The sequence below is a fragment of the Pseudomonas entomophila genome (assembly GCF_018417595.1).
GTDB classification, from domain to species: Bacteria; Pseudomonadota; Gammaproteobacteria; order Pseudomonadales; family Pseudomonadaceae; genus Aquipseudomonas; species Aquipseudomonas entomophila_C.
Window position 1 is genome coordinate 1,929,706 of the sequence record NZ_CP070982.1, and the last position, 23,160, is coordinate 1,952,865.

Annotated in this window: 25 protein-coding genes; 6 read left to right on the plus strand and 19 right to left on the minus strand. The window is 65.1% G+C overall.

Going from position 1 to position 23,160, the window contains the following annotated elements; all coding sequences use genetic code 11:
• The first annotated feature begins 9 nt into the window (after positions 1–9).
• Positions 10–504: a DUF2938 domain-containing protein gene (locus JYG34_RS08515; RefSeq protein WP_213660289.1), complete on the plus strand. Its 495-nt coding sequence runs from the start codon at positions 10–12 to the stop codon at positions 502–504.
• On the opposite strand, the gene JYG34_RS08520 is transcribed toward JYG34_RS08515, so the two are convergent.
• A complete protein-coding gene (locus tag JYG34_RS08520; RefSeq protein ID WP_213660290.1) occupies positions 501–1,271 on the minus strand; it encodes a substrate-binding periplasmic protein in 771 nt (256 codons plus the stop codon). The two genes, JYG34_RS08515 and JYG34_RS08520, sit on opposite strands and share 4 nt — an antisense overlap.
• Before the next feature lie 132 nt (positions 1,272–1,403).
• Here JYG34_RS08520 and dnaX point away from each other — a divergent pair, with 132 nt between their 5' ends.
• The 3 genes from dnaX (at position 1,404) to recR (ending at position 4,547) form a co-directional block, all read left to right on the plus strand.
• A complete protein-coding gene (gene dnaX, locus JYG34_RS08525) occupies positions 1,404–3,455 on the plus strand; it encodes a DNA polymerase III subunit gamma/tau (protein ID WP_213660291.1) in 2,052 nt (683 codons plus the stop codon).
• Positions 3,456–3,520: 65 nt separating this feature from the next.
• Positions 3,521–3,856, plus strand: coding sequence for a YbaB/EbfC family nucleoid-associated protein (locus JYG34_RS08530; protein ID WP_011533041.1), 336 nt, complete (start codon positions 3,521–3,523; stop codon positions 3,854–3,856).
• A gap of 88 nt (positions 3,857–3,944) precedes the next feature.
• On the plus strand, positions 3,945–4,547 hold the full coding sequence (gene recR / locus JYG34_RS08535; protein ID WP_213660292.1) for a recombination mediator RecR: 603 nt from the start codon (positions 3,945–3,947) through the stop codon (positions 4,545–4,547).
• Positions 4,548–4,696: 149 nt separating this feature from the next.
• Here recR and JYG34_RS08540 read toward each other — a convergent pair whose 3' ends face one another.
• The 16 genes from JYG34_RS08540 to ccoN (JYG34_RS08615) form a co-directional block, all read right to left on the minus strand.
• A complete protein-coding gene (locus tag JYG34_RS08540; RefSeq protein WP_213660293.1) occupies positions 4,697–5,245 on the minus strand; it encodes an adenine phosphoribosyltransferase in 549 nt (182 codons plus the stop codon).
• A gap of 52 nt (positions 5,246–5,297) precedes the next feature.
• Positions 5,298–6,032, minus strand: a complete 735-nt coding sequence (gene fnrA / locus JYG34_RS08545; protein ID WP_186715618.1) for a Crp/Fnr family transcriptional regulator FnrA — start codon at positions 6,030–6,032, stop codon at positions 5,298–5,300.
• A 187-nt stretch (positions 6,033–6,219) separates the two neighbouring features.
• Positions 6,220–7,602, minus strand: coding sequence for an oxygen-independent coproporphyrinogen III oxidase (gene hemN, locus JYG34_RS08550; protein ID WP_213660294.1), 1,383 nt, complete (start codon positions 7,600–7,602; stop codon positions 6,220–6,222).
• 158 nt (positions 7,603–7,760) lie between these two features.
• Entirely contained in the window at positions 7,761–8,444 is a 684-nt protein-coding gene (locus JYG34_RS08555; protein ID WP_213660295.1) for a sulfite exporter TauE/SafE family protein, read from the minus strand.
• Positions 8,437–8,649 (minus strand): cbb3-type cytochrome oxidase assembly protein CcoS, encoded by a 213-nt coding sequence (gene ccoS, locus JYG34_RS08560; protein WP_213660296.1) that lies wholly within the window; start codon positions 8,647–8,649, stop codon positions 8,437–8,439. The genes JYG34_RS08555 and ccoS overlap by 8 nt, the downstream gene beginning before the upstream one ends.
• The gene (locus JYG34_RS08565; protein WP_213660297.1) at positions 8,631–11,102 is read right to left on the minus strand and encodes a heavy metal translocating P-type ATPase; all 2,472 of its coding nucleotides are present in this window, start codon (positions 11,100–11,102) and stop codon (positions 8,631–8,633) included. The genes ccoS and JYG34_RS08565 overlap by 19 nt, the downstream gene beginning before the upstream one ends.
• 152 nt (positions 11,103–11,254) lie before the next feature.
• Positions 11,255–11,782 (minus strand): FixH family protein, encoded by a 528-nt coding sequence (locus JYG34_RS08570; RefSeq protein WP_213660298.1) that lies wholly within the window; start codon positions 11,780–11,782, stop codon positions 11,255–11,257.
• Positions 11,783–11,797: 15 nt separating this feature from the next.
• On the minus strand, positions 11,798–13,213 hold the full coding sequence (gene ccoG, locus JYG34_RS08575) for a cytochrome c oxidase accessory protein CcoG (protein ID WP_213660299.1): 1,416 nt from the start codon (positions 13,211–13,213) through the stop codon (positions 11,798–11,800).
• Between the two features lie 290 nt (positions 13,214–13,503).
• Positions 13,504–14,481 carry a cytochrome-c oxidase, cbb3-type subunit III gene (ccoP, locus tag JYG34_RS08580; protein ID WP_213660300.1) on the minus strand — a complete coding sequence of 326 codons (978 nt, stop codon included), beginning with the start codon at positions 14,479–14,481 and terminating at the stop codon, positions 13,504–13,506.
• Complete coding sequence (locus JYG34_RS08585; RefSeq protein ID WP_011533052.1) at positions 14,478–14,669, minus strand: CcoQ/FixQ family Cbb3-type cytochrome c oxidase assembly chaperone; 192 nt, start codon at positions 14,667–14,669, stop codon at positions 14,478–14,480. The genes ccoP (JYG34_RS08580) and JYG34_RS08585 overlap by 4 nt, the downstream gene beginning before the upstream one ends.
• Positions 14,670–14,674: 5 nt before the next feature.
• Positions 14,675–15,283 (minus strand): cytochrome-c oxidase, cbb3-type subunit II, encoded by a 609-nt coding sequence (gene ccoO / locus JYG34_RS08590; protein ID WP_011533053.1) that lies wholly within the window; start codon positions 15,281–15,283, stop codon positions 14,675–14,677.
• Entirely contained in the window at positions 15,283–16,725 is a 1,443-nt protein-coding gene (gene ccoN, locus JYG34_RS08595; RefSeq protein WP_213660301.1) for a cytochrome-c oxidase, cbb3-type subunit I, read from the minus strand. Before ccoN (JYG34_RS08595) ends, ccoO (JYG34_RS08590) begins: the two co-directional genes overlap by 1 nt.
• A 431-nt stretch (positions 16,726–17,156) precedes the next feature.
• Complete coding sequence (ccoP, locus tag JYG34_RS08600; RefSeq protein WP_213660302.1) at positions 17,157–18,098, minus strand: cytochrome-c oxidase, cbb3-type subunit III; 942 nt, start codon at positions 18,096–18,098, stop codon at positions 17,157–17,159.
• Complete coding sequence (locus JYG34_RS08605; protein ID WP_011533056.1) at positions 18,095–18,289, minus strand: cbb3-type cytochrome oxidase subunit 3; 195 nt, start codon at positions 18,287–18,289, stop codon at positions 18,095–18,097. Before JYG34_RS08605 ends, ccoP (JYG34_RS08600) begins: the two co-directional genes overlap by 4 nt.
• 5 nt (positions 18,290–18,294) lie before the next feature.
• Entirely contained in the window at positions 18,295–18,903 is a 609-nt protein-coding gene (gene ccoO, locus JYG34_RS08610; protein ID WP_213660303.1) for a cytochrome-c oxidase, cbb3-type subunit II, read from the minus strand.
• 13 nt (positions 18,904–18,916) lie between these two features.
• Positions 18,917–20,341 (minus strand): cytochrome-c oxidase, cbb3-type subunit I, encoded by a 1,425-nt coding sequence (gene ccoN, locus JYG34_RS08615; protein ID WP_011533058.1) that lies wholly within the window; start codon positions 20,339–20,341, stop codon positions 18,917–18,919.
• Between the two features lie 49 nt (positions 20,342–20,390).
• On the opposite strand from ccoN (JYG34_RS08615), the gene JYG34_RS08620 reads away from it, so the two are divergent.
• Complete coding sequence (locus JYG34_RS08620) at positions 20,391–21,080, plus strand: alpha/beta family hydrolase (RefSeq protein WP_249746228.1); 690 nt, start codon at positions 20,391–20,393, stop codon at positions 21,078–21,080.
• 124 nt (positions 21,081–21,204) lie between these two features.
• Here JYG34_RS08620 and JYG34_RS08625 read toward each other — a convergent pair whose 3' ends face one another.
• Together JYG34_RS08625 and JYG34_RS08630 are read right to left on the minus strand one after the other, a co-directional pair.
• A complete protein-coding gene (locus tag JYG34_RS08625; protein ID WP_213660304.1) occupies positions 21,205–21,489 on the minus strand; it encodes a pyrimidine/purine nucleoside phosphorylase in 285 nt (94 codons plus the stop codon).
• 72 nt (positions 21,490–21,561) lie between these two features.
• On the minus strand, positions 21,562–22,113 hold the full coding sequence (locus tag JYG34_RS08630; RefSeq protein ID WP_213660305.1) for an exonuclease domain-containing protein: 552 nt from the start codon (positions 22,111–22,113) through the stop codon (positions 21,562–21,564).
• Positions 22,114–22,304: 191 nt separating this feature from the next.
• Between JYG34_RS08630 and JYG34_RS08635 the strand changes: the two genes are divergently transcribed.
• Positions 22,305–23,105 carry a substrate-binding periplasmic protein gene (locus tag JYG34_RS08635; RefSeq protein WP_213660306.1) on the plus strand — a complete coding sequence of 267 codons (801 nt, stop codon included), beginning with the start codon at positions 22,305–22,307 and terminating at the stop codon, positions 23,103–23,105.
• Positions 23,106–23,160 lie beyond the last annotated feature (55 nt).

A 23,160-nucleotide genomic window follows, 5' to 3' on the forward strand; every position in this document is an offset into this window, starting at 1 on the left:
GTATTCGCCATGACCACCATTCCCCTGACTCTCTCCATCCTGTCGATCGGCATAGGTGCCACGCTGATCATGGACCTGTGGACGCTCGTGCTCCGGCGCCTGGGTGTCACCACCTTGAATTACGCCATGATCGGACGTTGGGCGGGGCATCTGTTCGAGGGGCGTTGGCGGCACCCGGCAATCATCAAGGCGGCCCCGGTCGAGGGTGAGTTGATGTGGGGCTGGCTGATCCACTATGCCACCGGGCTGTCGTTCGCCGGGCTGTTGATCGGGATGGCCGGGCAGGGGTGGCTGCTCGATCCGACGCTCTGGCCGGCGCTGCTGTTCGGGATCGTCTCGGTGCTGGTACCGCTGTGCGTGGTCCAGCCGGCATTGGGGGCGGGTTACTTTGCGGCAAAAACGCCCGCGCCGCTGAAGAGCTGCCTGCGCAGCCTGGCCACGCACAGTGTGTTTGGCTTTGGCCTGTACATGGCCGCGCTCGGCGTGGCCCGGGTGACAGGCTAGTTTCCGTCGCCCTCGGCCAGGTGCCCTTGTGAGCGCTCATCGGTATAGCGCTGAATGATCCGCTCGATCTCCCCGGATTGCTTCAGTCGCACCAAGGCTCTGAGCAGCGCCTGGGTTGGCAGCGCCGGGTCGTTGCGCACCATGCAGCCCAGCGCCTGCTCCTGCAGCACGGCCAGGCCATGCAGGCGCTGCGCTGCCGGCAGCTGGCGATTGAACCACTGCAGCGACAGCTGATTGCTCACGGCATGCCGATAGCGCCCGGCCTGGAGCTTTTGCAGGGCCAGCAGCTGGTTGCGGCTGTCCTCGCGTTGCAGGCGGCCGCTGCTGAACAGCGGTTCGAGGGTAGGGTAGGTGTAGCCAAGCACGGTGCCGATGGCCTGGGGCGACAGCTCATCAGGGCTGGCCGGGCCACTGTCGCCGGCACGGCCGACCAGCAAGTCGCGCTGCTCGATGAGCGGGACGCTCCACAGGTAGTCGCCTGGGCGGTCGCTCAGCCACTGTGGGGAGACGTAGCAGCGCACGTCGATATCGCCATTTTGCATGGCCTCCTGCAGGCGCAGGCGGGCCATCACGTGGTACTGCGGGCGTGCGCCTACCTCGCGGGCCAGGGCCTGGATCAGGTCGAACAGGATGCCCTCCACCGGTTGTTCTTGCTCGGTGCGCATCAGCGGCATGCTCCAGCTTTCGGCGATGGAGAAGCGCAGCACCGGCTGCTCGGCCAGGCTTTGAGTGGTCCACAACAACAGCAAGGCCAGGACTCGGCGCACGTCGCATCCTCCCTGATCTGTCCGCTCGTGTGCCCGTCACTGAGCTTAGACGAGATCGGCAGGGTGCAATTTCGGCCCCGCTCCGCTAGCATTAGCGCTCTTTCCGCCCGCTCCGGTCACGATGGTTTTTTGATGAGTTATCAGGTTCTTGCACGTAAATGGCGTCCGCGCTCGTTCCGCGAAATGGTCGGCCAGACCCATGTGCTCAAGGCTTTGATCAACGCCCTGGACAACCAGCGCCTGCACCACGCCTACCTGTTCACCGGTACTCGTGGGGTGGGCAAGACCACCATCGCGCGGATCATCGCCAAGTGCCTGAACTGCGAGACCGGTATCACCTCGACACCCTGCGGCACCTGCTCGGTGTGCCGGGAGATCGACGAGGGGCGCTTCGTCGACCTGATCGAGATCGACGCCGCCAGCCGCACCAAGGTCGAGGACACCCGCGAACTGCTCGACAACGTGCAGTACGCACCGAGCCGCGGGCGCTTCAAGGTCTACCTGATCGACGAAGTGCACATGCTCTCCACGCACTCGTTCAACGCCTTGCTCAAGACGCTGGAAGAGCCGCCGCCCTACGTCAAGTTCATCCTCGCCACCACCGACCCGCAGAAGCTGCCGGCGACCATCCTGTCGCGCTGCCTGCAGTTCTCGCTGAAGAACATGAGCCCGGAGCGGGTGGTCGAGCACCTCAGTCACGTGCTGGGCGCCGAGAACGTGCCGTTCGAGGACGATGCCCTGTGGCTGCTCGGGCGTGCCGCCGATGGCTCCATGCGCGACGCCATGAGCCTGACCGACCAGGCCATCGCCTTCGGTGAAGGCAAGGTGCTTGCCGCCGATGTGCGGGCGATGCTCGGTACGCTCGACCACGGGCAGGTCTATGGCGTGCTGCAGGCGCTGCTGGAGGGCGATGCCCGGGCGCTCCTGGAAGCAGTTCGCGGCCTGGCCGAGCAAGGGCCGGACTGGAACGGCGTGCTCTCGGAAATGCTCAACGTGCTGCACCGCGTAGCCATCGCCCAGGCGTTGCCCGAAGCCGTCGACAACGGCCAGGGCGACCGCGATCGCGTGCTGGCCCTGGCCCAGGCGCTGCCGGCTGAGGACGTGCAGTTCTACTATCAGATGGGCCTGATCGGCCGTCGCGACCTGCCGCTGGCACCCGACCCGCGCGGCGGCTTCGAGATGGTGCTGCTACGCATGCTGGCGTTCCGCCCGGCCGATAGCGATGATGCGCCGAAACCGGTACTAAAGCCGGTGGGGATCAGCCAGGCCACAGCTGATCCGGCCCAACCGGTGGCAGCAGCGGCCGTGGCTGTCGAGGCGCCCGTTGCCAGCCCCGTCGCCCAAGTCGCCCAAGTCGCCGAACAAGCCCCTGCGCCGGTCGAGCGTCAGCCTGAGCCGGTCGTTGAGCCTGTAGCGCAGGCTGCTCCTGCGGTAGCACCTGAGCCGGTGCCCGAGCCGCAACTGGTCGAGGAGGTGGTCGACCTGCCGTGGGAAGAACCTTCCGCGCCTCCGGCCGTCGAGCCACAACCGCAAGTCATCCAGGCGCCAGCCGCCGAGCCCATCGCCAGCCCGCCCGGCTACGACGAGCCACCGTTCGATCCGGCTGCCTATGGCGCGGTCGGCATGGATCGTGACGACGAGCCGCCGATGGACGAGGATTACTACGTTGCGGACAGCGACCCGGCAGGCTTCAGCTACCTGGACGAGCTGGCCGAGCATGTACAGGAAGAAAAGCCGGTCAAAGCCCCGGAGCCCCTGCCCGCATCCAAGCCGGCCACCGGCCTGGCCCTGCAATGGCTGGAATTATTCCCACAGTTGCCTGTCTCCGGTATGACAGGCAACATCGCCGCGAATTGCACGCTGATCGCCGCCGACGGCGACGACTGGCTGCTGCACCTGGACCCCGGGCAAGGCGCGCTGTTCAACAGCACGCAACAGCGCCGCCTCAACGAGGCGCTCAACCAGCAGCTCGGGCGTGAGATCCGCCTGAAGATCGAGCTGATCCGCCCGGAGCAGGAGACGCCGGCCCAGGCCGCCGCGCGCAAGCGCGCGGAACGCCAGCACGAGGCCGTGCTGTCGATCGAGCAGGACCCGCTCATCCAGCAGATGATCCGGCAGTTCGGCGCGACGGTGAGGCAGGATACTATTGAGCCTGTGGATGCCCTGGCCAGCCCGGGGCAATGAACGAATAACCATGCGGCCCGCCCCGTGCCGGGCCGCATCACATGACCCAATCGAGGTATACCCCCATGATGAAAGGTGGCATGGCCGGCCTGATGAAGCAGGCCCAGCAGATGCAGGAAAAGATGCAGAAGATGCAGGAAGAGCTGGCCAACGCCGAAGTCACCGGCCAGTCCGGTGGCGGCCTGGTGAGCGTGGTGATGACCGGTCGCCATGACGTCAAGCGCGTCAGCATCGACCAGAGCCTGATGTCGACCGACGCCGACGACAAGGAAGTGCTCGAGGACCTGATCGCTGCCGCGCTCAACGATGCGGTGCGCAAGATCGAGCAGAACAGCCAGGACAAGATGGGCAGCATGACTGCCGGCATGCAACTGCCACCTGGTTTCAAGATGCCGTTCTGATCGGCCTCTTGCTTCAAATGGGGAGCAACGACTGTCTGGTCGTTGCTCCCTTGTTCATTCCGATTCCTGAATTGGCAGGCCTGCACACATGAGCTTCAGCCCCCTGATCCGCCAACTGATCGACGCCCTGCGCATCCTGCCCGGGGTCGGCCAGAAAACCGCCCAGCGCATGGCCCTGCAGCTGCTGGAGCGCGATCGCAGTGGCGGCACGCGCCTGGCCCAGGCCCTGAGCCAGGCCATGGAAGGTGTCGGCCACTGCCGCCAGTGCCGCACGCTGACCGAGCAGGAACTGTGCCCGCAGTGCGCCGATCCGCGCCGTGATGACACGCAACTTTGTGTGGTCGAGGGGCCGGTGGACGTGTATGCGGTGGAGCAGACCGGCTATCGCGGCCGTTACTTCGTGCTCAAGGGGCATCTTTCGCCGTTGGACGGCCTGGGGCCGGAGGCTATCGGTATTCCGCAACTGATGGCCAGGATCGAAGAGCAGGGCACCTTCAGCGAGGTGATCCTGGCGACCAACCCGACGGTGGAAGGGGAGGCGACCGCCCACTACATCGCCCAGCTGCTGGCCGAGAAGGGCCTGGCCGCCACGCGTATCGCCCATGGCGTGCCGTTGGGTGGGGAGTTGGAGCTGGTGGATGGCGGGACGCTGGCCCATGCGTTTGCCGGGCGCAGGCCGATTTCGTTGTAAGACTCAGCGCTTTCAAGGTCTTTGGGTGCGAGGATTATTGGCCGAGTGAGGGTCACCAAGTGCACGCCGGAACCTTTGCAGCGCCGATAAAATCGAGCGCCGCCCGCGCGGCGCTCGGTCAGATAGGCGCTACAACTCTAACGTCGATCTCAGTATTCGCTGAGGGAGAACTCGGTCAGGCAGAAGGTCGGTACCCCGGCCGCCTGCAGCCGGCGCGAGCCTTCCAGCTCCGGCAGGTCGATGATCGCCGCCGCTTCGAATACTTTTGCACCGGTGCGGCGCACCAGGTTCGCCGCGGCCAGCAAGGTGCCGCCGGTGGCGATCAGGTCATCGAAAATCAGTACCGAGTCGCCGTCGCAAAGGCTGTCGGCGTGCACTTCCAGGAAGGCTTCGCCGTACTCGGTCTGGTAACCCTCCGACAGCACATCGGCCGGCAGCTTGCCCTGCTTGCGGAACAGGATCAGCGGCTTGTTCAGCTGGTGGGCGATGATCGAGCCGATCAGGAAGCCCCGCGCGTCCATGGCGCCGATGTGGGTGAAGTCGGCTTCGACATAGCGCTCGATGAACTGGTCGGCGACATAGCGCAGCCCGCGCGGCGACTGGAACAACGGGGTGATGTCGCGGAAGATCACGCCCGGCTTGGGGAAGTCCACTACCGGGCGAATCAGGGCTTTGAGGTCGAAGGTGTCGCTGTGCATGGGCGGGTATCCTGGAAAAACTCGGCGCCAGTATACCCTGTTCACCGGGCGATCAGACTTCGAGTGCACCACCGGCCAGCGCGCACAGCTGGATCGGGTCGAGGATGTGCACTTCCTTGCCCTCGGCCTTGAGCAGGCCGTTCTGCTGGAAGCGGGTGAACACGCGGGACACGGTTTCCACGGCCAGGCCGAGATAGTTGCCGATCTCGTTGCGCGACATGCTCAGGCGGAACTGGTTGGCCGAGTAGCCACGGGCGCGGAAGCGTGCGGACAGGTTGACCAGGAAGGTGGCGATGCGCTCGTCGGCGGTCTTTTTCGACAGCAGCAGCATCATCTGCTGGTCGTCGCGGATTTCGCGGCTCATGACGCGCATCAGTTGGCGACGCAGCTGTGGCAGCTGCACCGAGAGTTCGTCGAGGCGCTCGAAGGGGATTTCACACACCGAGGTGGTTTCCTGGGCCTGGGCCGACACCGGGTAGGCCTCGGTGTCCATGCCGGACAGGCCTACCAGTTCGCTGGGCAGGTGGAAACCGGTGATCTGCTCTTCGCCCGCATCGCTGAGGCTGAAGGTTTTCAGGGCGCCGGAGCGGACCGCATAGACCGAGCCGAAATTGTCACCCTGGCGGAACAGGAACTCGCCTTTCTTCAGCGGGCGGCCGCGTTTGACGATTTCATCCAGTGCGTCCATGTCTTCCAGGTTCAGGGACAGGGGCAGGCACAGGGGGGCCAGGCTGCAATCCTTGCAGTGGGCCTGGTTGTGTGGGCGCAGTTTTACTGGCTCGGACATTTCTTTCGATCCTTGTGGGAAAGCACACATAAGCCGTAAGGATAACCTGCGGCATGGGCTGTAGGCCAGTGTGCGCATTTTTGGTGCACGCTAGCGGCGGGCCGGAAGGGGTGTTCCGGCACCGTTCAACTGTCCATAGTGTGCCTCGAAAGGCGGGCTGTCCATGCGGTGAAACGACTCAATACCCTCAGATCACCCGCGAAAAACGCTGGCGATTGTGCAGCGCCAGGTAGCCATCGAAAACCATGCACACCGAGCGTACCAGCAGGCGTCCCGCCGGCAGAACGCGGATGCCCTTTTTATCCAGGCTGATCAGCCCGTCGCGTTGCATGGTCAGCAGTTCCGGCCACTGATCATTGAAATACCCGCGAAAATCGATGGTGAAGGCCTGTTCGATAGGTTCGAAGTCCAGTTCGAAGTGGCAGATCAACTGCTGGATCACCGCCCGGCGCAGGCGGTCGTCCTGGTTGCACAGCAGGCCGCGCTGGGTGGCCAGCTGGGCGCTGGAAAGGCTGTCCTGGTAGGTGTTCAGGTCGCTGCTGTTCTGGCAGTAAAGGTCGCCGATCTGGCTGATCGCCGAGACGCCCAGGCCGATCAGGTCGCAATGACCGTGGGTGGTGTAGCCCTGGAAGTTGCGTTGCAGGGTGCCTTCTTCCTGGGCGATGGCCAGTTCGTCGTCGGGCAGGGCGAAGTGGTCCATGCCGATGTAGCGGTAGCCGGCCGCGGTCAACTGGTCGATGGTGGCGTGGAGCATTTCCAGCTTGGCGGCCGGTGCCGGCAGGTCGTTGCCGTCGATGCGCCGCTGGGGCATGAAGCGTTCGGGCAGGTGGGCGTAGTTGAATACCGACAGGCGGTCGGGTTGCAGGCGGATGACCTCCTCAACGGTGCGGGCGAAACCTTCCGGGGTCTGCTTGGGCAGGCCGTAGATCAGGTCCAGGTTGATCGAGCGGAACTGCAGGGTCCGCGCAGCCTCGATCAGGGTGCGGGTCTGCTCCAGGCTCTGCAGGCGGTTGACCGCGCGCTGCACGGCCGGGTCGAGGTCCTGCACCCCAAGGCTGACACGGTTGAAGCCCAGCTCGCGGAGCAGGCCCATGGTCGACCAGTCGGCCTCGCGCGGGTCGATCTCGATGCCATAGTCGCCCGAGTCGTCGTCCAGCAGGTTGAAGTGCTGGCGCAGGGTCGCCATCAGCTGGCGCAGTTCCACATGGCTGAGGAAGGTCGGGGTGCCGCCGCCGAAGTGCAGCTGCTCGACCTGCTGCTTGGGGTCCAGGTGGCAGGCGATCAGCTGGATTTCCTGCTCCAGGCGTTGCAGGTACGGCGCGGCGCGGGCGCGGTCCTTGGTGATGACCTTGTTGCAGGCGCAGTAGTAGCAGATGTTGGCGCAGAACGGCACGTGCACGTACAGCGACAGGGGGCGGGTGGCGCGGCGGCTTTCACGCAGGGCGTGGAGCAGGTCGAACGAGCCCACTTCACCGTGCAGCTGCACGGCGGTCGGATAGGAGGTGTAGCGTGGCCCGGCCAGATCGTAGCGACGAATCAGGTCGGCGTCCCAGCGTAGGTCGTCGAGCATGTGGGTAGTCCCCGGATAGAGCTGCAGTGTCCGGAGTCTAGGGGCGGATGTAAGAAGTCGTGTTGATTTGTATCAAGGTGAGTTGGCGACTCCATCGCGGGGCGAGCCCGCTCCCACGCCAGCGCGTGTCAACTCGTGGGAGCGGGCTTGCCCCGCGATCAGTGCCCCATCAACCAGTGTTGATGCGGCCCTGGCAATGTCCACAGACCAAACAGGATCACGAGCAATCCGCCAGTGACGCGTATGCCGCGCTTGCGCAACAGGGCGCCCACGCGCTCCGCTGCGAGCCCCGTGGCCAGCAGCACCGGCCAGGTGCCCACGCCGAAGGCCAGCATCAGCGCCGCGCTGCGCAGCGCATCGCCCTGGCTCGCCGCCCACAGCAGGGTGCTGTACACCAGCCCGCAGGGCAGCCAGCCCCACAGGGCGCCGAGCAACAGGGCGCGCGGCAGGCTGGACACCGGCAGCAGCCGCGTGGCGAGCGGCTGCACATGCCGCCACAGGCCGCGGCCGAGGGCTTCGATGCGGGTCAGGCCGCTCCACCAGCCCGCCAGGTACAGGCCCATGCTGATCAGCAACAGCGCCGCGACGACCCGCAAGCCGATGGCCAGCGGACTGCTGGCCAGGGCCACGCCGGCCACGCCCAGCAGCAGGCCGGCGCAGGCGTAGCTGAGCACGCGCCCGAGGTTGTAGGCCAGCAGCAGGCGCAGGCGGCGGCCGCGTTGTTCAGGGGGGATGGCGAGAGTCAGGGCGCCCATCAGGCCGCCGCACATGCCCAGGCAGTGGCCGCCACCCAACAGGCCCAGCACCAGTGCCGAACCGAGCAGGGGAATCAGGTCAGGCACGCGGGGTGGGGTCCTTGTCTTCGGGCTGCTCCAGCTCCGGTTTGGCGGCCGCCTGGTGGCGTGGGTCCTGGTCGTCGAACAGGATGCTGTGGGCCGGGCCTTCGAGGTCGTCGTACTGGCCGCTGTCCACCGCCCAGAAGAAGATGTACACGGCGACGCCGACCAGCAGCAGGGCGGCGGGGATCATCACATAGAGGGCGGGCATAGGTTGGTCCTTCCGGGCTGGGTCGCCTCGTTCGCGGGCTTGCCCGCGCCCACGGGCAGGCGGGTCAGGCGCAGGGCATTGAGCACGACGATCAGCGAGCTGACCGACATGCCGACCGCTGCCCAGACCGGGGTGATCCAGCCCAGGGCGGCGAACGGCAGCATGAGGCCATTGTACAGCGTCGCCCAGAGCAAGTTCTCGACAATGTTGCGGCGGGTGCGGCGGGCCAGGTCAAAGGCCTGCGCCAGCGCCTGCAGGCGGTTGGACAGCAGCACCGCGTCGGCGCTGGTTTTGGCCAGGTCCGTGGCGCTGCCCATGGCAATGCTGATGTCGGCGGCGGCCAGCACCGGCACGTCGTTCACCCCGTCACCCAGCATCAGCACCTTGCGGCCCTCGGTTTGCAGGGCTTTGAGGCGGGCCAGCTTGTCGTCCGGGCGCAGGCCGCCGACGGCGGTGTCGATGCCCAGCTGGGTGGCAACCTCGTTAACCATTGGCGAGCTGTCGCCGGACAGCAGCAGGGTCTGCCAGCCACGTGCCTTGCAGGTAGCGACCAAGTCCAGGGCGTCGTCGCGCAGGCGGTCGTCGAGGCCGAACCAGGCCAGCGGGCCGCGACGATCACCCAGCAGCAGCCATTGCCCGCGCGGCTCGGGCACGGCGGGCACCTCGGCACCACTCAGGGCACAGACGAAGGTGGCCTGGCCGATGCGCAGGCGCTGGCCGTCCATCTCGCCCTCCAGGCCCAGGCCGGGGACGGCGTTGACGTCTTCGGCGGGCCGGGCGGTTCGGCCGAAGGCACGGGCGATGGGGTGTTCGGAACGGTTTTCCAGGGCGGCGGCCAGCGCCAGGCACTGGTCGCTGTCCAGTCGCCCCAATGGGCGGATGCTGCGCAGGGCCAGACGGCCTTCGGTGAGGGTGCCGGTCTTGTCGAAGATCACCGTGTCGATCTGGTTCAGGCCCTCCAGCACATGACCGCGGGTAATCAGCAGGCCAAGCTTGTGCAGGGTGCCGGTGGCGGCGGTGAGGGCGGTGGGGGTGGCCAGCGACAGGGCGCAAGGGCAGGTGGCAACCAGCATTGCCAGGACGATCCAGAACGCCCGCGAGGGATCCAGCTGCCACCAGGCCAGGCCGATGATCGCCGCAGCCACCAGGCTGAACAGCAGGAACCACTGCGAGGCGCGGTCGGCGATTTCGGCCAGGCGCGGCTTCTCCAGTTGCGCCCGTTCCAGCAGGCGGACGATGGCCGACAGGCGCGAGTCCTGGCCCAGGGCCTGGACTTCGACGGTCAGGGTGCTCTCGACGTTGAGCGTGCCACCGGTAACCGTGTCGCCACTTCGCCGCGGCAGGGGCAGGTATTCGCCAGTGAGCAGCGACTCGTCGACGCTGGAGCGTCCTTCGAGGATGCGGCCATCGGCCGGGATCACCGCGCCGGGCAGCACTTGCACATGGTCGCCACAGCGTAGCTCGCCCAGCAGGATGCGCTCGGCCTGGCCATCCGAGTCCAGGCGCAGGCACGAGGCGGGCAGCAGGTTGACCAGTTGCGCGGTAGCCGCTGCCGTGCGTTCGCGGGCGCGGCGCTCCAGGTAGCGGCCGGTGAGCAGGAACAGCGCGAACATGCCCACGGTGTCGAAGTACAGCTCGCCGCTACCGGTGATCGCCGTCCAGATCCCGGCGCAGAAGGCCAGGCCGATGGCCAGCGATACCGAGACGTCCATGGTCAGGTGGCGGGTGCGCAGGTCGCGGGCGGCGCCCTTGAAGAACGGCGCGCAGCTGTAGAACACGATGGGGATGGTGAGAAACAGCGCGACCCAGCGCAGGATGGTGTGCAGCTCGGGCGACAGGTCGATGTTGAATTCCGGCCAGGTGGCCATGGTCGCCATCATCGCCTGGAACCACAGCAGCCCGGCCACGCCGAGGCGGCGCAGGGCGCTGCGGTTTTCCCGGGCCAGTTGCTCGGCGGCCTGGTCGGGCTGGTAGGGGTGGGCGGCATAGCCGATCTGGCGCAGTTCGGCGAGCAGTTTCGACAACGGCAACTGGTTGTCGGCCCAGGTGACCAGCAGGCGGTGGTTGGACAGGTTCAGGCGCGCCTCGGCAACGCCGGGCAAGTTGCGCAGGTGTTTCTCGATCAGCCAGCCGCAGGCGGCGCAGCTGATGCCCTCGACCATCAGGGTGGTTTCGGCCAGTTCGCCCTCATGGCGCACGAATGACTGCTGCACATCGCTGCGGTCGTACAGCGCCAGTTCGTCCTGCAACTGACGGGGCAGGGCTTCGGGGTTGGCGCTGGTGTCGCTGCGGTGCTGGTAGTAGTGCTCCAGGCCCCCGGCAACGATGGACTCGGCCACCGCCTGGCAGCCAGGGCAGCAGAACGGCCGGGGCTCGCCGAGGACCACGGCGGTGAAGCGGCTGCCGGCGGGGACGGGCAGGGCGCAGTGGTAGCAGGGGGTGGGTTGGGTCATCGACATCTCTTCTGGCTGGCGCGGGCCTTGTAGGAGCGGCTTCAGCCGCGATCACCCGCAAGGCGGGGGCACATACCGCGTAGCCTGCATCGCGGCTGAAGCCGCTCCTACAGAAGGTTCAATGCTGGCGAGGTAGCCCCGCCAACAGGGCATTACTGACGTTCGGCACCTTGCAGCGCTTCATCCCCCAGTTGCAAGGTCACGCCATGCTCGACCTTCTCCTCCTCGAACAACCGCCACACGTGATCGTCCTGGCTGCCCAGCAGCTCGACGAAGCGCCGCCCCTCGACCTTGTCGACCAGCTGGCCGACATAACGCCCAGGCTCGCTGCGCGCCAACTGGATCTTGCGGTCCTTGTCCGGCTGGGTCGGCGAGATCAGGTTCAGTTCCAGGGCCTGCGGATTGCTGTTGCCGGTCAGGCGCACCTCGACTTCGCCGGTCAGTTCGTCCAGGTGCACACTGGCCTTGAGGTTGAGGGTCTGGGCCAGCAGCTCGCGGTCCAGCGAGCGGTTGATGCCCTTGCCGGCCTCGTAGTAGTTGTCGTTGACCAGGTTGTCCGGGTTGCGCACGGCGATGCTGACCATGGTCAGGCTCAGGCACACCGAGGTGGCCAGGATACCGATGATGATCCAGGGCCAGAGGTGCTTGTACCAGGGGCTGGCGGCGGTGGCGGCAGGCATTGTTCGTCTTCTCTCTCAGCGGATCTGTGGGCCGATGAAACGGCTCTTGGCTTCAACCTGGCTGGCGCTGTCGTCGGCGTCCTTGAGGATGAAGGTGATTTCGTTGGTGGTCGAGGGCAGCTTTTCCGGGGCGACCGACAGCTGCACCGGCAAGTTGACGATGTCGCCGGCAGCGACACGGATCTCGCGATGGCCTTCGAGCTGCAGGTCGGGCAGGCCGGCGGCGTCGAGCACGTAGACGTGGTCGCGCTGGTCCTTGTTCATCACTTTCAGGCTATAGACGTTCTCGATCCGCCCTTGCGCGTTCTCGCGATACAGCACGCGGTCCTTGGCCACGTCGAAGCCCACCAGCGAGCGGGTGGCGAAGGCGGTGGCCAGGGCGCCGATCATCACCAGCAGCACCAGGGCGTAGCCGATCAGGCGCGGGCGCAGCATGTGGGTTTTCTGCCCGGACAGGTTGTGCTCGGTGGTGTAGCTGATCAACCCCTTGGGGTAGTTCATCTTGTCCATGATGCTGTCGCAGGCGTCGATACAGGCGGCGCAGCCGATGCACTCGATCTGCAGGCCGTCGCGGATGTCGATGCCGGTGGGGCAGACCTGCACGCACATGGTGCAGTCGATGCAGTCGCCCAGGCCCTTGGCCTTGTAGTCGATGTCTTTCTTGCGCGGGCCGCGGGTTTCGCCACGGCGTGGGTCGTAGGAGACGATCAAGGTGTCCTTGTCGAACATCACGCTCTGGAAGCGCGCATACGGGCACATGTAGATGCACACCTGCTCGCGCAGCCAGCCGGCGTTGCCGTAGGTGGCCAGGGTGAAGAAACCGACCCAGAAATAGGCCCAGCCGTCGGCCTGCCCGATGAAGAACTCGATGGCCAGCTCACGGATCGGCGAGAAATAGCCGACGAAGGTCATGCCGGTGACGAAACCGATCAACAGCCACAGGCTGTGCTTGGCCAGCTTGCGCAGGAACTTGTTCGCGCTCATGGGCGCCTTGTCCAGCTTCATGCGCTGGTTGCGGTCACCCTCGGTGACTTTCTCGCACCACATGAACACCCAGGTCCACACGCTCTGCGGGCAGGTGTAGCCGCACCAGACCCGGCCGGCGTACACGGTGATGAAGAACAGGCCGAAGGCGGCGACGATCAGGATGCCCGAAAGCAGGATGAAGTCCTGGGGCCAGATGGTGGCGCCGAAGATGTAGAACTTGCGCTCGGGCAGGTTCCACCAGACGGCCTGGTGGCCGCCCCAGTTCAGCCAGACGGTGCCGAAGTACAGCAGGAACAGCACCGCGCCGCCGACCATCCGCAGCCTGCGGAAGATGCCGGTGAAGGCGCGGGTGTAGATTTTTTCACGCGAGGCGTAGAGGTCGACGGAATCCTTTCCCTTGTTGGCAGGCGGGGTGACGTCATGTACCGGAATTTGCTTGCTCATCATCAAGTCCCACGGCAGTGGAAAAACGCCGTAGCCAGTGCGTGCCGGCTGCGGTCTTGCGCATGCTGCTAGCGCTCTGCGGCCCATGATACGCCTGTCATGGCGCGCCGGGGACGCGCTGCGACCTTTAGTCGCGTTGGGTTGGTGGTGTGAATCGTGTTATGGCGGGTGTCAATTGATTCAGGTCAGCTTGTGCTGAGTTTGCTGGCCTCATCGCGGATGAATCCGCTCCTACAGGTATCGCGCTGAACCTGTAGGAGCGGATTCATCCGCCAGAGGCCTGGCCTGCCTTACTCGGTCTTGGCCGGCTCCGCCTGATGCGACAGGCTGTACACGTAAGCGGCCAGCAGGTGCACCTTGTCGTTGCCCTGCATCTGCGCCTGGGCCGGCATCTGCCCCTGGCGACCATAGCGGATGGTCTGTTGCAGCTGGGCGAAGCTCGAGCCGTAGATGAACGCCTGCGGGTGCGTGAGGTTCGGCGCGCCCATGGCTGGGGTGCCCTTGCCTTCAGGCCCATGGCAGGCCACGCAGTTGGTGGCGAAGATCTGCTGGCCCTTGACCGGGTCGGCCTTGGCGTCCTCGGGCAGCTTGCGGCCGTCGAGGTTGGTCAGCACGAAGGCCGCCACGTCCGCCACGCCCTGCTCGCCGATCACCGTGGCCCAGCCCGGCATCACGCCGTGGCGACCGTTCATGATGGTGGTCTTGATGGTCTCCGGCTCGCCGCCCCAGCGCCAATCGTTGTCGGTCAGGTTGGGGAAACCGTAGGCGCCGCGGGCATCGGAACCGTGGCACACCGAGCAGTTGGAGGCGAACAGGCGCGCGCCCATCTTCAGTGCCTGCGGATCCTTGGCCACCTCCTCGACGGGCATGGCGGCGAACTTGGCGAAGATCGGCCCGAAGCGGGCATCGGCCTTGGCCATCTCCTTCTCCCATTCGTGCACGCCGGTCCAACCGGCCTGGCCGTTGGAAAACTCGGTCTTCTTGTCGTTGTCCACGTATGCGTAACCGGGGAGCACGCCTTTCCAGTTGCCCAGGCCCGGGTACAGCACCAGGTAGCCGAGGGCGAAGACGACGGTGCCGACGAACAGCCAGAACCACCACTTCGGTAGCGGGTTGTCGTATTCCTCGATACCGTCGAAAGCGTGGCCGACGACTTCGTCGGTGATCTCTTCGCGCTGGCCCTTGCGGGTCGACAGCAGCAGCCAGGTCAAGGCGAAGATGGTGCCCAGGGTCAGGACGGTGACGTACAGACTCCAGAAGGTTGTCATTGTTGTTTGCTCCTAGACGCTTGTGCTTGCTCGACGTGTCGGGTGGCCTCGGGGTCGTCGGCGAACGGCAATTGCGTCGCCTCGTCGAATTCCTGCTTGCGCCGCGGGCTGAACACCCACAGCGCCAGGCCCACGAAGGCCACCAGCACCACGACGGTGCCCAGGCCGCGAATCGTGCCGATATCCATCAGGGTCACCGTTTGCTCTTGATGAGGGTGCCAAGGCCTTGCAGGTACGCCACGAGGGCGTCCATCTCGGTCTTGCCCTTGACCGCGTCGCGGGCGCCGGCGATGTCTTCGTCGGTGTACGGCGTGCCGAGGGTGCGCAGGACTTCCATCTTCTTGGCGGTGTCCTTGCCGTCGAGCTTGTTCTCGACCAGCCACGGGTACGACGGCATCTTCGACTCGGGCACCACGTTGCGCGGGTTGTACAGGTGCGCGCGGTGCCAGTCGTCGGAGTAGCGGCCGCCGACGCGTGCCAGGTCCGGCCCGGTGCGCTTGGAGCCCCACAGGAACGGGTGGTCCCACACGCTCTCGCCGGCCACCGAGTAGTGGCCGTAGCGTTCGGTTTCGGCGCGGAACGGGCGGATCATCTGCGAGTGGCAGCCCACGCAGCCTTCGCGGATGTAGATGTCGCGCCCTTCGAGCTCCAGCGCGGTGCGCGGCTTCATGCCTTCGACCGGCTTGTTGGTGACGTCCTGGAAGAACAGCGGGACGATTTGCGTGAGGCCACCGACGCTGACGGCGATGACCATGAAGAAGGCCATCAGGCCGATATTCTTCTCGACTGCTTCATGCTTCATCAGTGGGCTCCCACGACGACGATCTTGGCGGCTTCCTCAGCCTGTACCGGGTTGGCGGCACGCACGGTGCGCCACACGTTGTAGGCCATCAGCAGCATGCCGGAGGCGAAGAACGCACCGCCCAGGGCACGGACGATGAAGCCCGGGTGGCTGGCCTGCAGCGCTTCGACGAAGGAGTAGGTGAGGGTGCCGTCGTCGTTGATGGCGCGCCACATCAGGCCCTGGGTGATGCCGTTGACCCACATCGAGGCGATGTACAGCACGGTGCCGATGGTGGCCAGCCAGAAGTGCGCGTTGATCAGCCCGACACTGTGCATCTGCTCGCGGCCATAGAGTTTCGGGATCATGTGGTAGACCGCGCCGATGGAGATCATCGCCACCCAGCCCAGGGCACCGGCGTGGACGTGGCCGATGGTCCAGTCGGTGTAGTGCGACAGCGAGTTGACCGTCTTGATGGCCATCATCGGGCCTTCGAAGGTGGACATGCCGTAGAACGCCAGAGACACCACCAGGAAGCGCAGGATCGGGTCGGTGCGCAGCTTATGCCAGGCGCCCGACAGGGTCATCATGCCGTTGATCATGCCGCCCCAGCTCGGGGCTAGAAGAATGATCGACATCACCATGCCCAGCGACTGCGCCCAGTCCGGCAGTGCGGTGTAGTGCAGGTGGTGCGGGCCGGCCCAGATGTACAGGGTGATCAGCGCCCAGAAGTGCACGATCGACAGGCGATACGAGTAGATCGGGCGTTCGGCCTGCTTCGGTACGAAGTAGTACATCATCCCCAGGAAGCCGGTGGTGAGGAAGAAGCCCACGGCGTTGTGGCCGTACCACCACTGGATCATCGCGTCGGTGGCACCGGCGTAGGCCGAGTACGACTTGAACAGGCTGACCGGCAGCGAGATGTGGTTGACGATGTGCAGCATCGCGGTGACCACGATGAAGGCGCCGTAGAACCAGTTGCCGACGTAGATGTGCTTGGTCTTGCGCTTGACGATGGTGCCGAAGAACACCAGGGCGTAGGTGACCCAGACGATGGCCAGTAGGATCGCCAGCGGCCACTCGAGCTCGGCGTACTCCTTGGTGGTGGTGAAGCCCATCGGTAGCGTCACCAGCGCGCCGACGATCACCGCCTGCCAGCCCCAGAAGGTGAAGGCGGCCATGCTGTCGGAGATCAGGCGGGTCTGGCAGGTGCGCTGCACCACGTAGTAGCTGGTGCCGAACAGGGCACAGCCACCGAAGGCGAAGATCACCAGGTTGGTGTGCAGCGGGCGCAGGCGGCCGAAGCTCGTCCATGGCAGGTCCAGGTTGAGCTGGGGCCAGACCAGTTGCGAGGCGATGAAGACGCCGAGCCCCATGCCAAGGATCCCCCAGACCACCGTCATGATGGCGAACTGGCGGACGACCTTATAGTTATAAGCAGTCGGACTGATTGCAGTGCTCATTCTAAGGTTCCACGGTTTGGGTGTTCTTGTTGGTTGGTAAATCGGCGCCAGTATCGATAACCACCAGGGTTATGGCAACGCAAGGAGACTTGCGCCGACCCGTGTCCAGGCCCTTTCCGCCACCGTCCCGCGGCGTGGGGGCTGAACGATTGTACACAAATAAATATTTGTAATGTGTACCGTTTTCCATGTTTTTCTGATCGATCGGTCAAGCTTTTTAATCGAGGGACGGGCACGCAAGGCGCATCCCAAAGCCGCAGGCTCGTGAGCGTGGAGTCGATGCGCGATGCCAGGCTGTGCACCACGTCTGTTCCGGTCGCTGCGAGCGGAGCCACTGTGGCAACAAGCTTAGTTGCGTTCGGAGGGGGTGCAAGGCGGGGAGGGGCGAGGGAAGGGATCGTGGGAGCGGGATAGCCCGCTCCCACGAGGTGTTACTTGGCGGTCACTGTTTCAGTGGCCTGATCCTGCGACAGGCTATACACATAGGCTGCCAGCAGGTGGACCTTGTCGTTGCCCTGGATGTCATGCTGCGCCGGCATCTGGCCCTGACGGCCGTAACGGATGGTCTGCTGCAGCTGGGCGAAGCTCGAACCGTAGATGAACGCCTGCGGGTGGGTCAGGTTGGGCGCGCCCATGGCTGGGGTACCTTTGCCTTCAGGGCCGTGGCAGGCCACGCAGTTGGTGGCGAACAGCTCCTTGCCCTTGGCCGGGTCGGCCTTGGCATCCGCCGGCAGGGTGCGGCCGTCGAGGTTGGTCAGCACGAACGCTGCCACATCGGCCACGCCCTGCTCGCCGATCACCGTGGCCCAGCCTGGCATGATGCCGTGGCGACCGTTCATGATCGACGCCTTGATGGTCTCCGGCTCGCCGCCCCAGCGCCAGTCCTTGTCGGTCAGGTTGGGGAAGCCGTAGGAGCCCTTGGCGTCCGAGCCGTGGCATACCGAGCAGTTGGAGGCGAACAGGCGGCTACCCATCTTCAGCGCCTGCGGATCCTTGGCCACGTCCTCCACCGGCATGGCGGCGTACTTGGCGAAGATCGGCCCGAACTTGGCATCGGCCTTGTCCATCTCTTTCTGCCACTCGTCCACCTGGGTCCAGCCGTTCTCGTAGCCGGGCAGGATGCCTTTCCAGTTGCCCAGGCCCGGGTAGAGGATCAGGTAACCCACCGAGAACACCAGGGTGCCGACGAACAGCCAGAACCACCATTTCGGCAGCGGGTTGTCGTATTCCTCGATGCCATCGAAGCTGTGGCCCATGGTCTGGTCGGTGGTGTCGCTGCTCTGGCCCTTGCGGGTGGCGAGCAGCAGCCAGGTCAGGCCGATCAGGCTGCCGAGGGTCAGTACGCTGATATACGTACTCCAGAAGGTGGTCATTGCCGGGTACTCCTCATGGCAGCAGGTTCCTGCCCGGCAGGGGGCAGGCGGTCGTCGACGAAGGGCAGCAGGCGCGCTTCGGCGAAATCACGGTCGCGGCGACGGTTGAACACCCAGAGCGAGAGGCCGATGAAGGCGATCATCACCACCAGGGTGCCCAGGCCACGGATCATGCCGATGTCGATGTCCATCGCACTCACCTCTTGTTCTTGATCGCGGTGCCGAGCACCTGCAGGTAGGCGACCAGTGCGTCCATCTCGGTCTTGCCTTTGACAGCATCCTTGGCACCGGCGATGTCGTCGTCGGTGTAGGGCACACCCAAGGTGCGCAGGGCGCGCATCTTGACGTCGGTGTGGCTGTTGTCGACCTGGCTGGCCACCAGCCACGGGTAGGACGGCATCTTCGACTCGGGCACCACGTTGCGCGGGTTGTACAGGTGCGCGCGGTGCCAGTCGTCCGAGTAGCGGCCACCGACACGGGCCAGGTCCGGCCCGGTACGCTTGGAGCCCCACAGGAACGGGTGGTCCCATACGCTCTCGCCAGCTACCGAGTAGTGGCCGTAGCGTTCTGTTTCGGCGCGGAACGGCCGGACCATCTGCGAGTGGCAGCCCACGCAGCCTTCGCGGATGTAGATGTCGCGGCCTTCGAGTTGCAGGGCGGTGTAGGGCTTCATGCCCTCGACCGGCTTGTTGGTGACGTCCTGGAAGAACAGCGGGACGATCTGTGTCAGGCCGCCGATGCTGACGGCGAACACCATCAGCAGGGCCATCAGGCCTATGTTTTTCTCAACGACTTCATGGTTCATCAGGCTCTACTCCTCAAGCCAGCTGGGCGTTGGCGGTGGCTTGCTCGGCGGCGGGGGCACGCACGGTGCGCCAGGTGTTCCAGGCCATCAGGAACATGCCGCTGAGGAAGATCGCGCCGCCGACGAAGCGCACGACGAAGCCGGGGTGGCTGGCCACCAGGGTTTCGACGAACGAGTAGGTCAGCGTGCCGTCGCTGTTGACCGCGCGCCACATCAGGCCCTGGGCGATGCCGTTGACCCACATCGAGGCGATGTAGAGCACGGTGCCGATGGTGGCCAGCCAGAAGTGCGCGTTGATCAGCCCGAGGCTGTACATGCGCTCCTTGCCGAACACTTTCGGGATGGTGTGGTACAGCGCGCCGATGGAGATCATCGCCACCCAGCCGAGGGCGCCGGCGTGGACGTGGCCGATGGTCCAGTCGGTGTAGTGGGACAGGGCGTTGACGGTCTTGATGGCCATCATCGGGCCTTCGAAGGTGGACATGCCGTAGAACGCCAGCGACACCACCAGGAAGCGCAGGATCGGGTCGCTGCGCAGTTTGTGCCAGGCACCCGACAGGGTCATCATGCCGTTGATCATGCCGCCCCAGCTCGGGGCCAGCAGCACCAGCGACATGATCATGCCCAGCGACTGCGCCCAGTCCGGCAGGGCGGTGTAGTGCAGGTGATGCGGGCCGGCCCAGATGTACAGGGTGATCAGCGCCCAGAAGTGCACGATCGACAGGCGATACGAATACACCGGGCGTTCGGCCTGTTTCGGTACGTAGTAGTACATCATCCCCAGGAAGCCGGCGGTGAGGAAGAAGCCCACGGCGTTATGCCCGTACCACCACTGCACCATGGCGTCGGTGGCGCCAGCGTAGACCGAGTAGGACTTGGTCAGGCTGACCGGTATTTCCAGGTTGTTGACGATATGCAGGATCGCCACGGTCAGGATGAAGGCGCCAAAGAACCAGTTGCCCACATAGATGTGCTTGGTGTTGCGCTTCATCAGCGTGCCGAAGAACACCACGGCATAGGCGACCCAGACGATGGTGATCAGGATGTCGATCGGCCATTCCAGTTCGGCGTATTCCTTGGTGCTGGTGTAGCCCAGCGGCAGGCTGATCGCCGCCAGCAGGATCACCAGTTGCCAGCCCCAGAAGGTGAACGCGGCCAGGCGTGGCGCGAACAGGGTGGTCTGGCAGGTGCGTTGCACCGAATAATACGAGGTGGCGAACAGGGCACAGCCGCCGAAGGCGAAGATCACCGCGTTGGTGTGCAAGGGCCGCAGGCGGCCGAAGCTGGTCCACGGCAGGTCAAGGTTGAGGGCGGGCCAGGCGAGCTGGGCGGCAATGAAGACGCCGAGCCCCATCCCGACGATGCCCCACACCACCGTCATGATGGCGAATTGGCGGACCACCTGGTAGTTGTAGGCGGTACTGCTGGTTGTGTTCATGTATGGGTTCCCATCCACGGTTATAGGCAGGCTAGACAGCGAGGCAAGCATGAGTAATGGGCAAAGTGCCGGTATTGACGGGGATCAATGGGCGAAGATCGGAAATGTCCCAGGCTTGCGCTGCGATCCTCCACGAATCTCGGCCGATCGCGGTTATCGCGGTTGCCTGATCCTGGCCCATGGCGCGGGTGCGCCGATGGACAGCGGGTTCATGGAGGACATGGCGCAAAGGCTGGCGGGGCAAGGGGTAGGGGTGGTGCGCTTCGAGTTTCCGTACATGGCCCAGCGCCGTGTCGACGGCGGCAGGCGGCCGCCCAATCCGCAGAAGGTGTTGCTGGAATGCTGGCGTAATGTATACGACCAGGTGCGACCATTGGCCGCAGGCCCTGTGGCCATTGGCGGCAAGTCCATGGGCGGGCGCATGGCCAGCCTGTTGGCCGATGAGCTGGGGGCCGATGCGTTGGTGTGCCTGGGGTATCCGTTCTATGCGGTGGGCAAGCCGGAGAAGCCGCGCGTCGAGCACCTGGCGGGGTTGCGCACGCGCACGCTGATCGTCCAGGGCGAGCGCGATGCCCTGGGCAACCGTGAGGCGGTGGAGGGGTATGTGCTATCGCCGGCGATCGAAGTGGACTGGCTGGCGGCGGCGGATCATGACCTGAAGCCGCTGAAGGTTTCCGGGTTCAGCCATGAGCAGCATCTGCAGACGGCGGCTGAGCGGGTGGCGGGATTTCTCTCATGAAGACAACCAACCCTGTAGGAGCGGCTTCAGCCGCGATCACCCGCGAAGCGGGTGCCAGGCATCGTGTCGCCTGCATCACGGCTAAAGCCGCTCCTGCCCGGAAATGGCGTAGGAGCCGGACTGCTTAGTCGCGGTACTCGCACAGGTAGGCGGTGTCTACAGCCACCTTCAGCTGGAACTTGCTGTCGGCCGGCACGTTGAACTGGCTGCCTGCCGCGAACTTCTCCCAGTTGTCGCTGCCCGGCAGCTTGACGGTCAGGGCGCCGCAGACCACGTGCATGATCTCGCGCTTGGCGGTGCCGAACTCGTATTCGCCCGGGGCCATCACGCCCACGGTGGCCGGACCTTCCTGGCCTTCGAAGGCGATCGACTTGACGGTGCCATCGAAGTATTCATTGACCTTGAACATGGGCGACTCCTGGAAAAGGGCTGAAAAAAGGGCTGGCCAGTATGCCCAAGGCCTGCCCTTGCGTCATCTGTTTCAGGCGCCGCCAACCGGCAGGCTCAGGGGTAGCAGGCGTGCCGTGTTGCGGGCATCCTCCAGGGCCCGATGCTGCTGCCCGGAGAACTGCAGCCCGGCCAGTTGCAGGGCGCTGTTCAGCCCCGCTGGCCGTTGCAGGTGGCGGGCCTTGGCGAAGCGCTGCTTGAGGTTGATGTGTGGCAGTTGCAGCAACAGGCTGTCGACATGATGCAACTGCCACTCCTGCAGCAGCTGCTTGCGATCGTAGTCGCCCCAGCTCACCCAGGCCTGCAGTTGCGCCTGGTGGTTCACCAGCCAACGCTCGAACTGCCCCCAGACCTCGCTGAACGGCGCGGCGTTGTCGACGTCGGCCTGGCTGATATGGGTCAGCTCGCGGCAGAACGGCGTCAGCTGCGGCCGCCGCCGGGGCCGCACGAAGCGCTGGAAGTGGTCGACCTCGCGGCCTTCGCGGGTGACCAGGCTTGCGCCGATTTCTATGATTTCCATCTCCGTGACCGGCCAGCCGCCGTCATCGGTGGTAGCTTCCAGGTCGATCACCAACCAGTGGCCCATGCCAGGCTCCCTATCAATGCACAGTAGCCTGCGGCGTCTCGCAAGGACCCTTCACGCAGGCCCGTAGAGCGTAGCCAAAGTCGCGGCGAACGGCATCCCCTGGCACTTTGGCATATCCGGCGGTTGTGCCCGCCCGGGAAAACGCCTAGCTTAGGTGGATTAAGGCCTTAACCCGTGATGAGTGTCTCGACTTGATCCCACTGCCCCGCCTCAAGGTGTCGTCCTCCCTGCTGCTGTTCGCCGCGTTGTTGCTCAGTGCCGTGGCCCGGGCCGACGAGGCGGTCGAGGTGAAGATCGGCGCGGCGCATTTCCCGCCCTACACCGTACGCCCGGAGCAGGGTGCCGACACGGGCCTGCTGCCGCAACTGGTCGAGGCACTGAACAAGCTGCAACCCGGGTACCGCTTCGTGCTGGTGCCCACTTCGATTCCGCGGCGCTTCGGTGACTTCCAGCAGGGGCGCACCGACATGGCGATCTTCGAGAACCCGCAATGGGGGTGGCAGGGGATCGCGCACAAGGCGGTGGACATGGGGCTCGAGGATGCCGAGATCTTCGTGGCCCGGCCGCAACCCGGGCGCGACCAGCATTATTTTGACGACCTGGAAGGCAAGCACCTGGCGCTGTTCAACGGCTACCATTACGCTTTTGCCCATTTCAACGCTGACCCAGCGTATCTGAAGGAGCACTACCGCGCGGCACTGACCTATTCCCACGACAGCAACCTGTCCATGGTCGAGCGTGGGCGTGCCGACATCGCCCTGGTCACCCGCTCGTATCTGAGCGACTTCCTCAAGCGCAATCCGCAGAGCGAGGGCCAGTTGATGGCCTCGAAGCGGGTCGACCAGGTCTACCATCACTACGCCTTGCTGCGCCCCGACGCGCCGATCAGCCCTGAAGCATTTGCCGCGCTGATGCGTCGTCTGCGCGAGAACGGTGAATTGCTGCGCATCTTCCAGCCTTACCAGATCACCGTGGAAAAACCCCACGACTAAATTCCACGGGTGTGGCCACGTATTCAGGGGTGAGCCTTTATTTCATTCCCGTGAG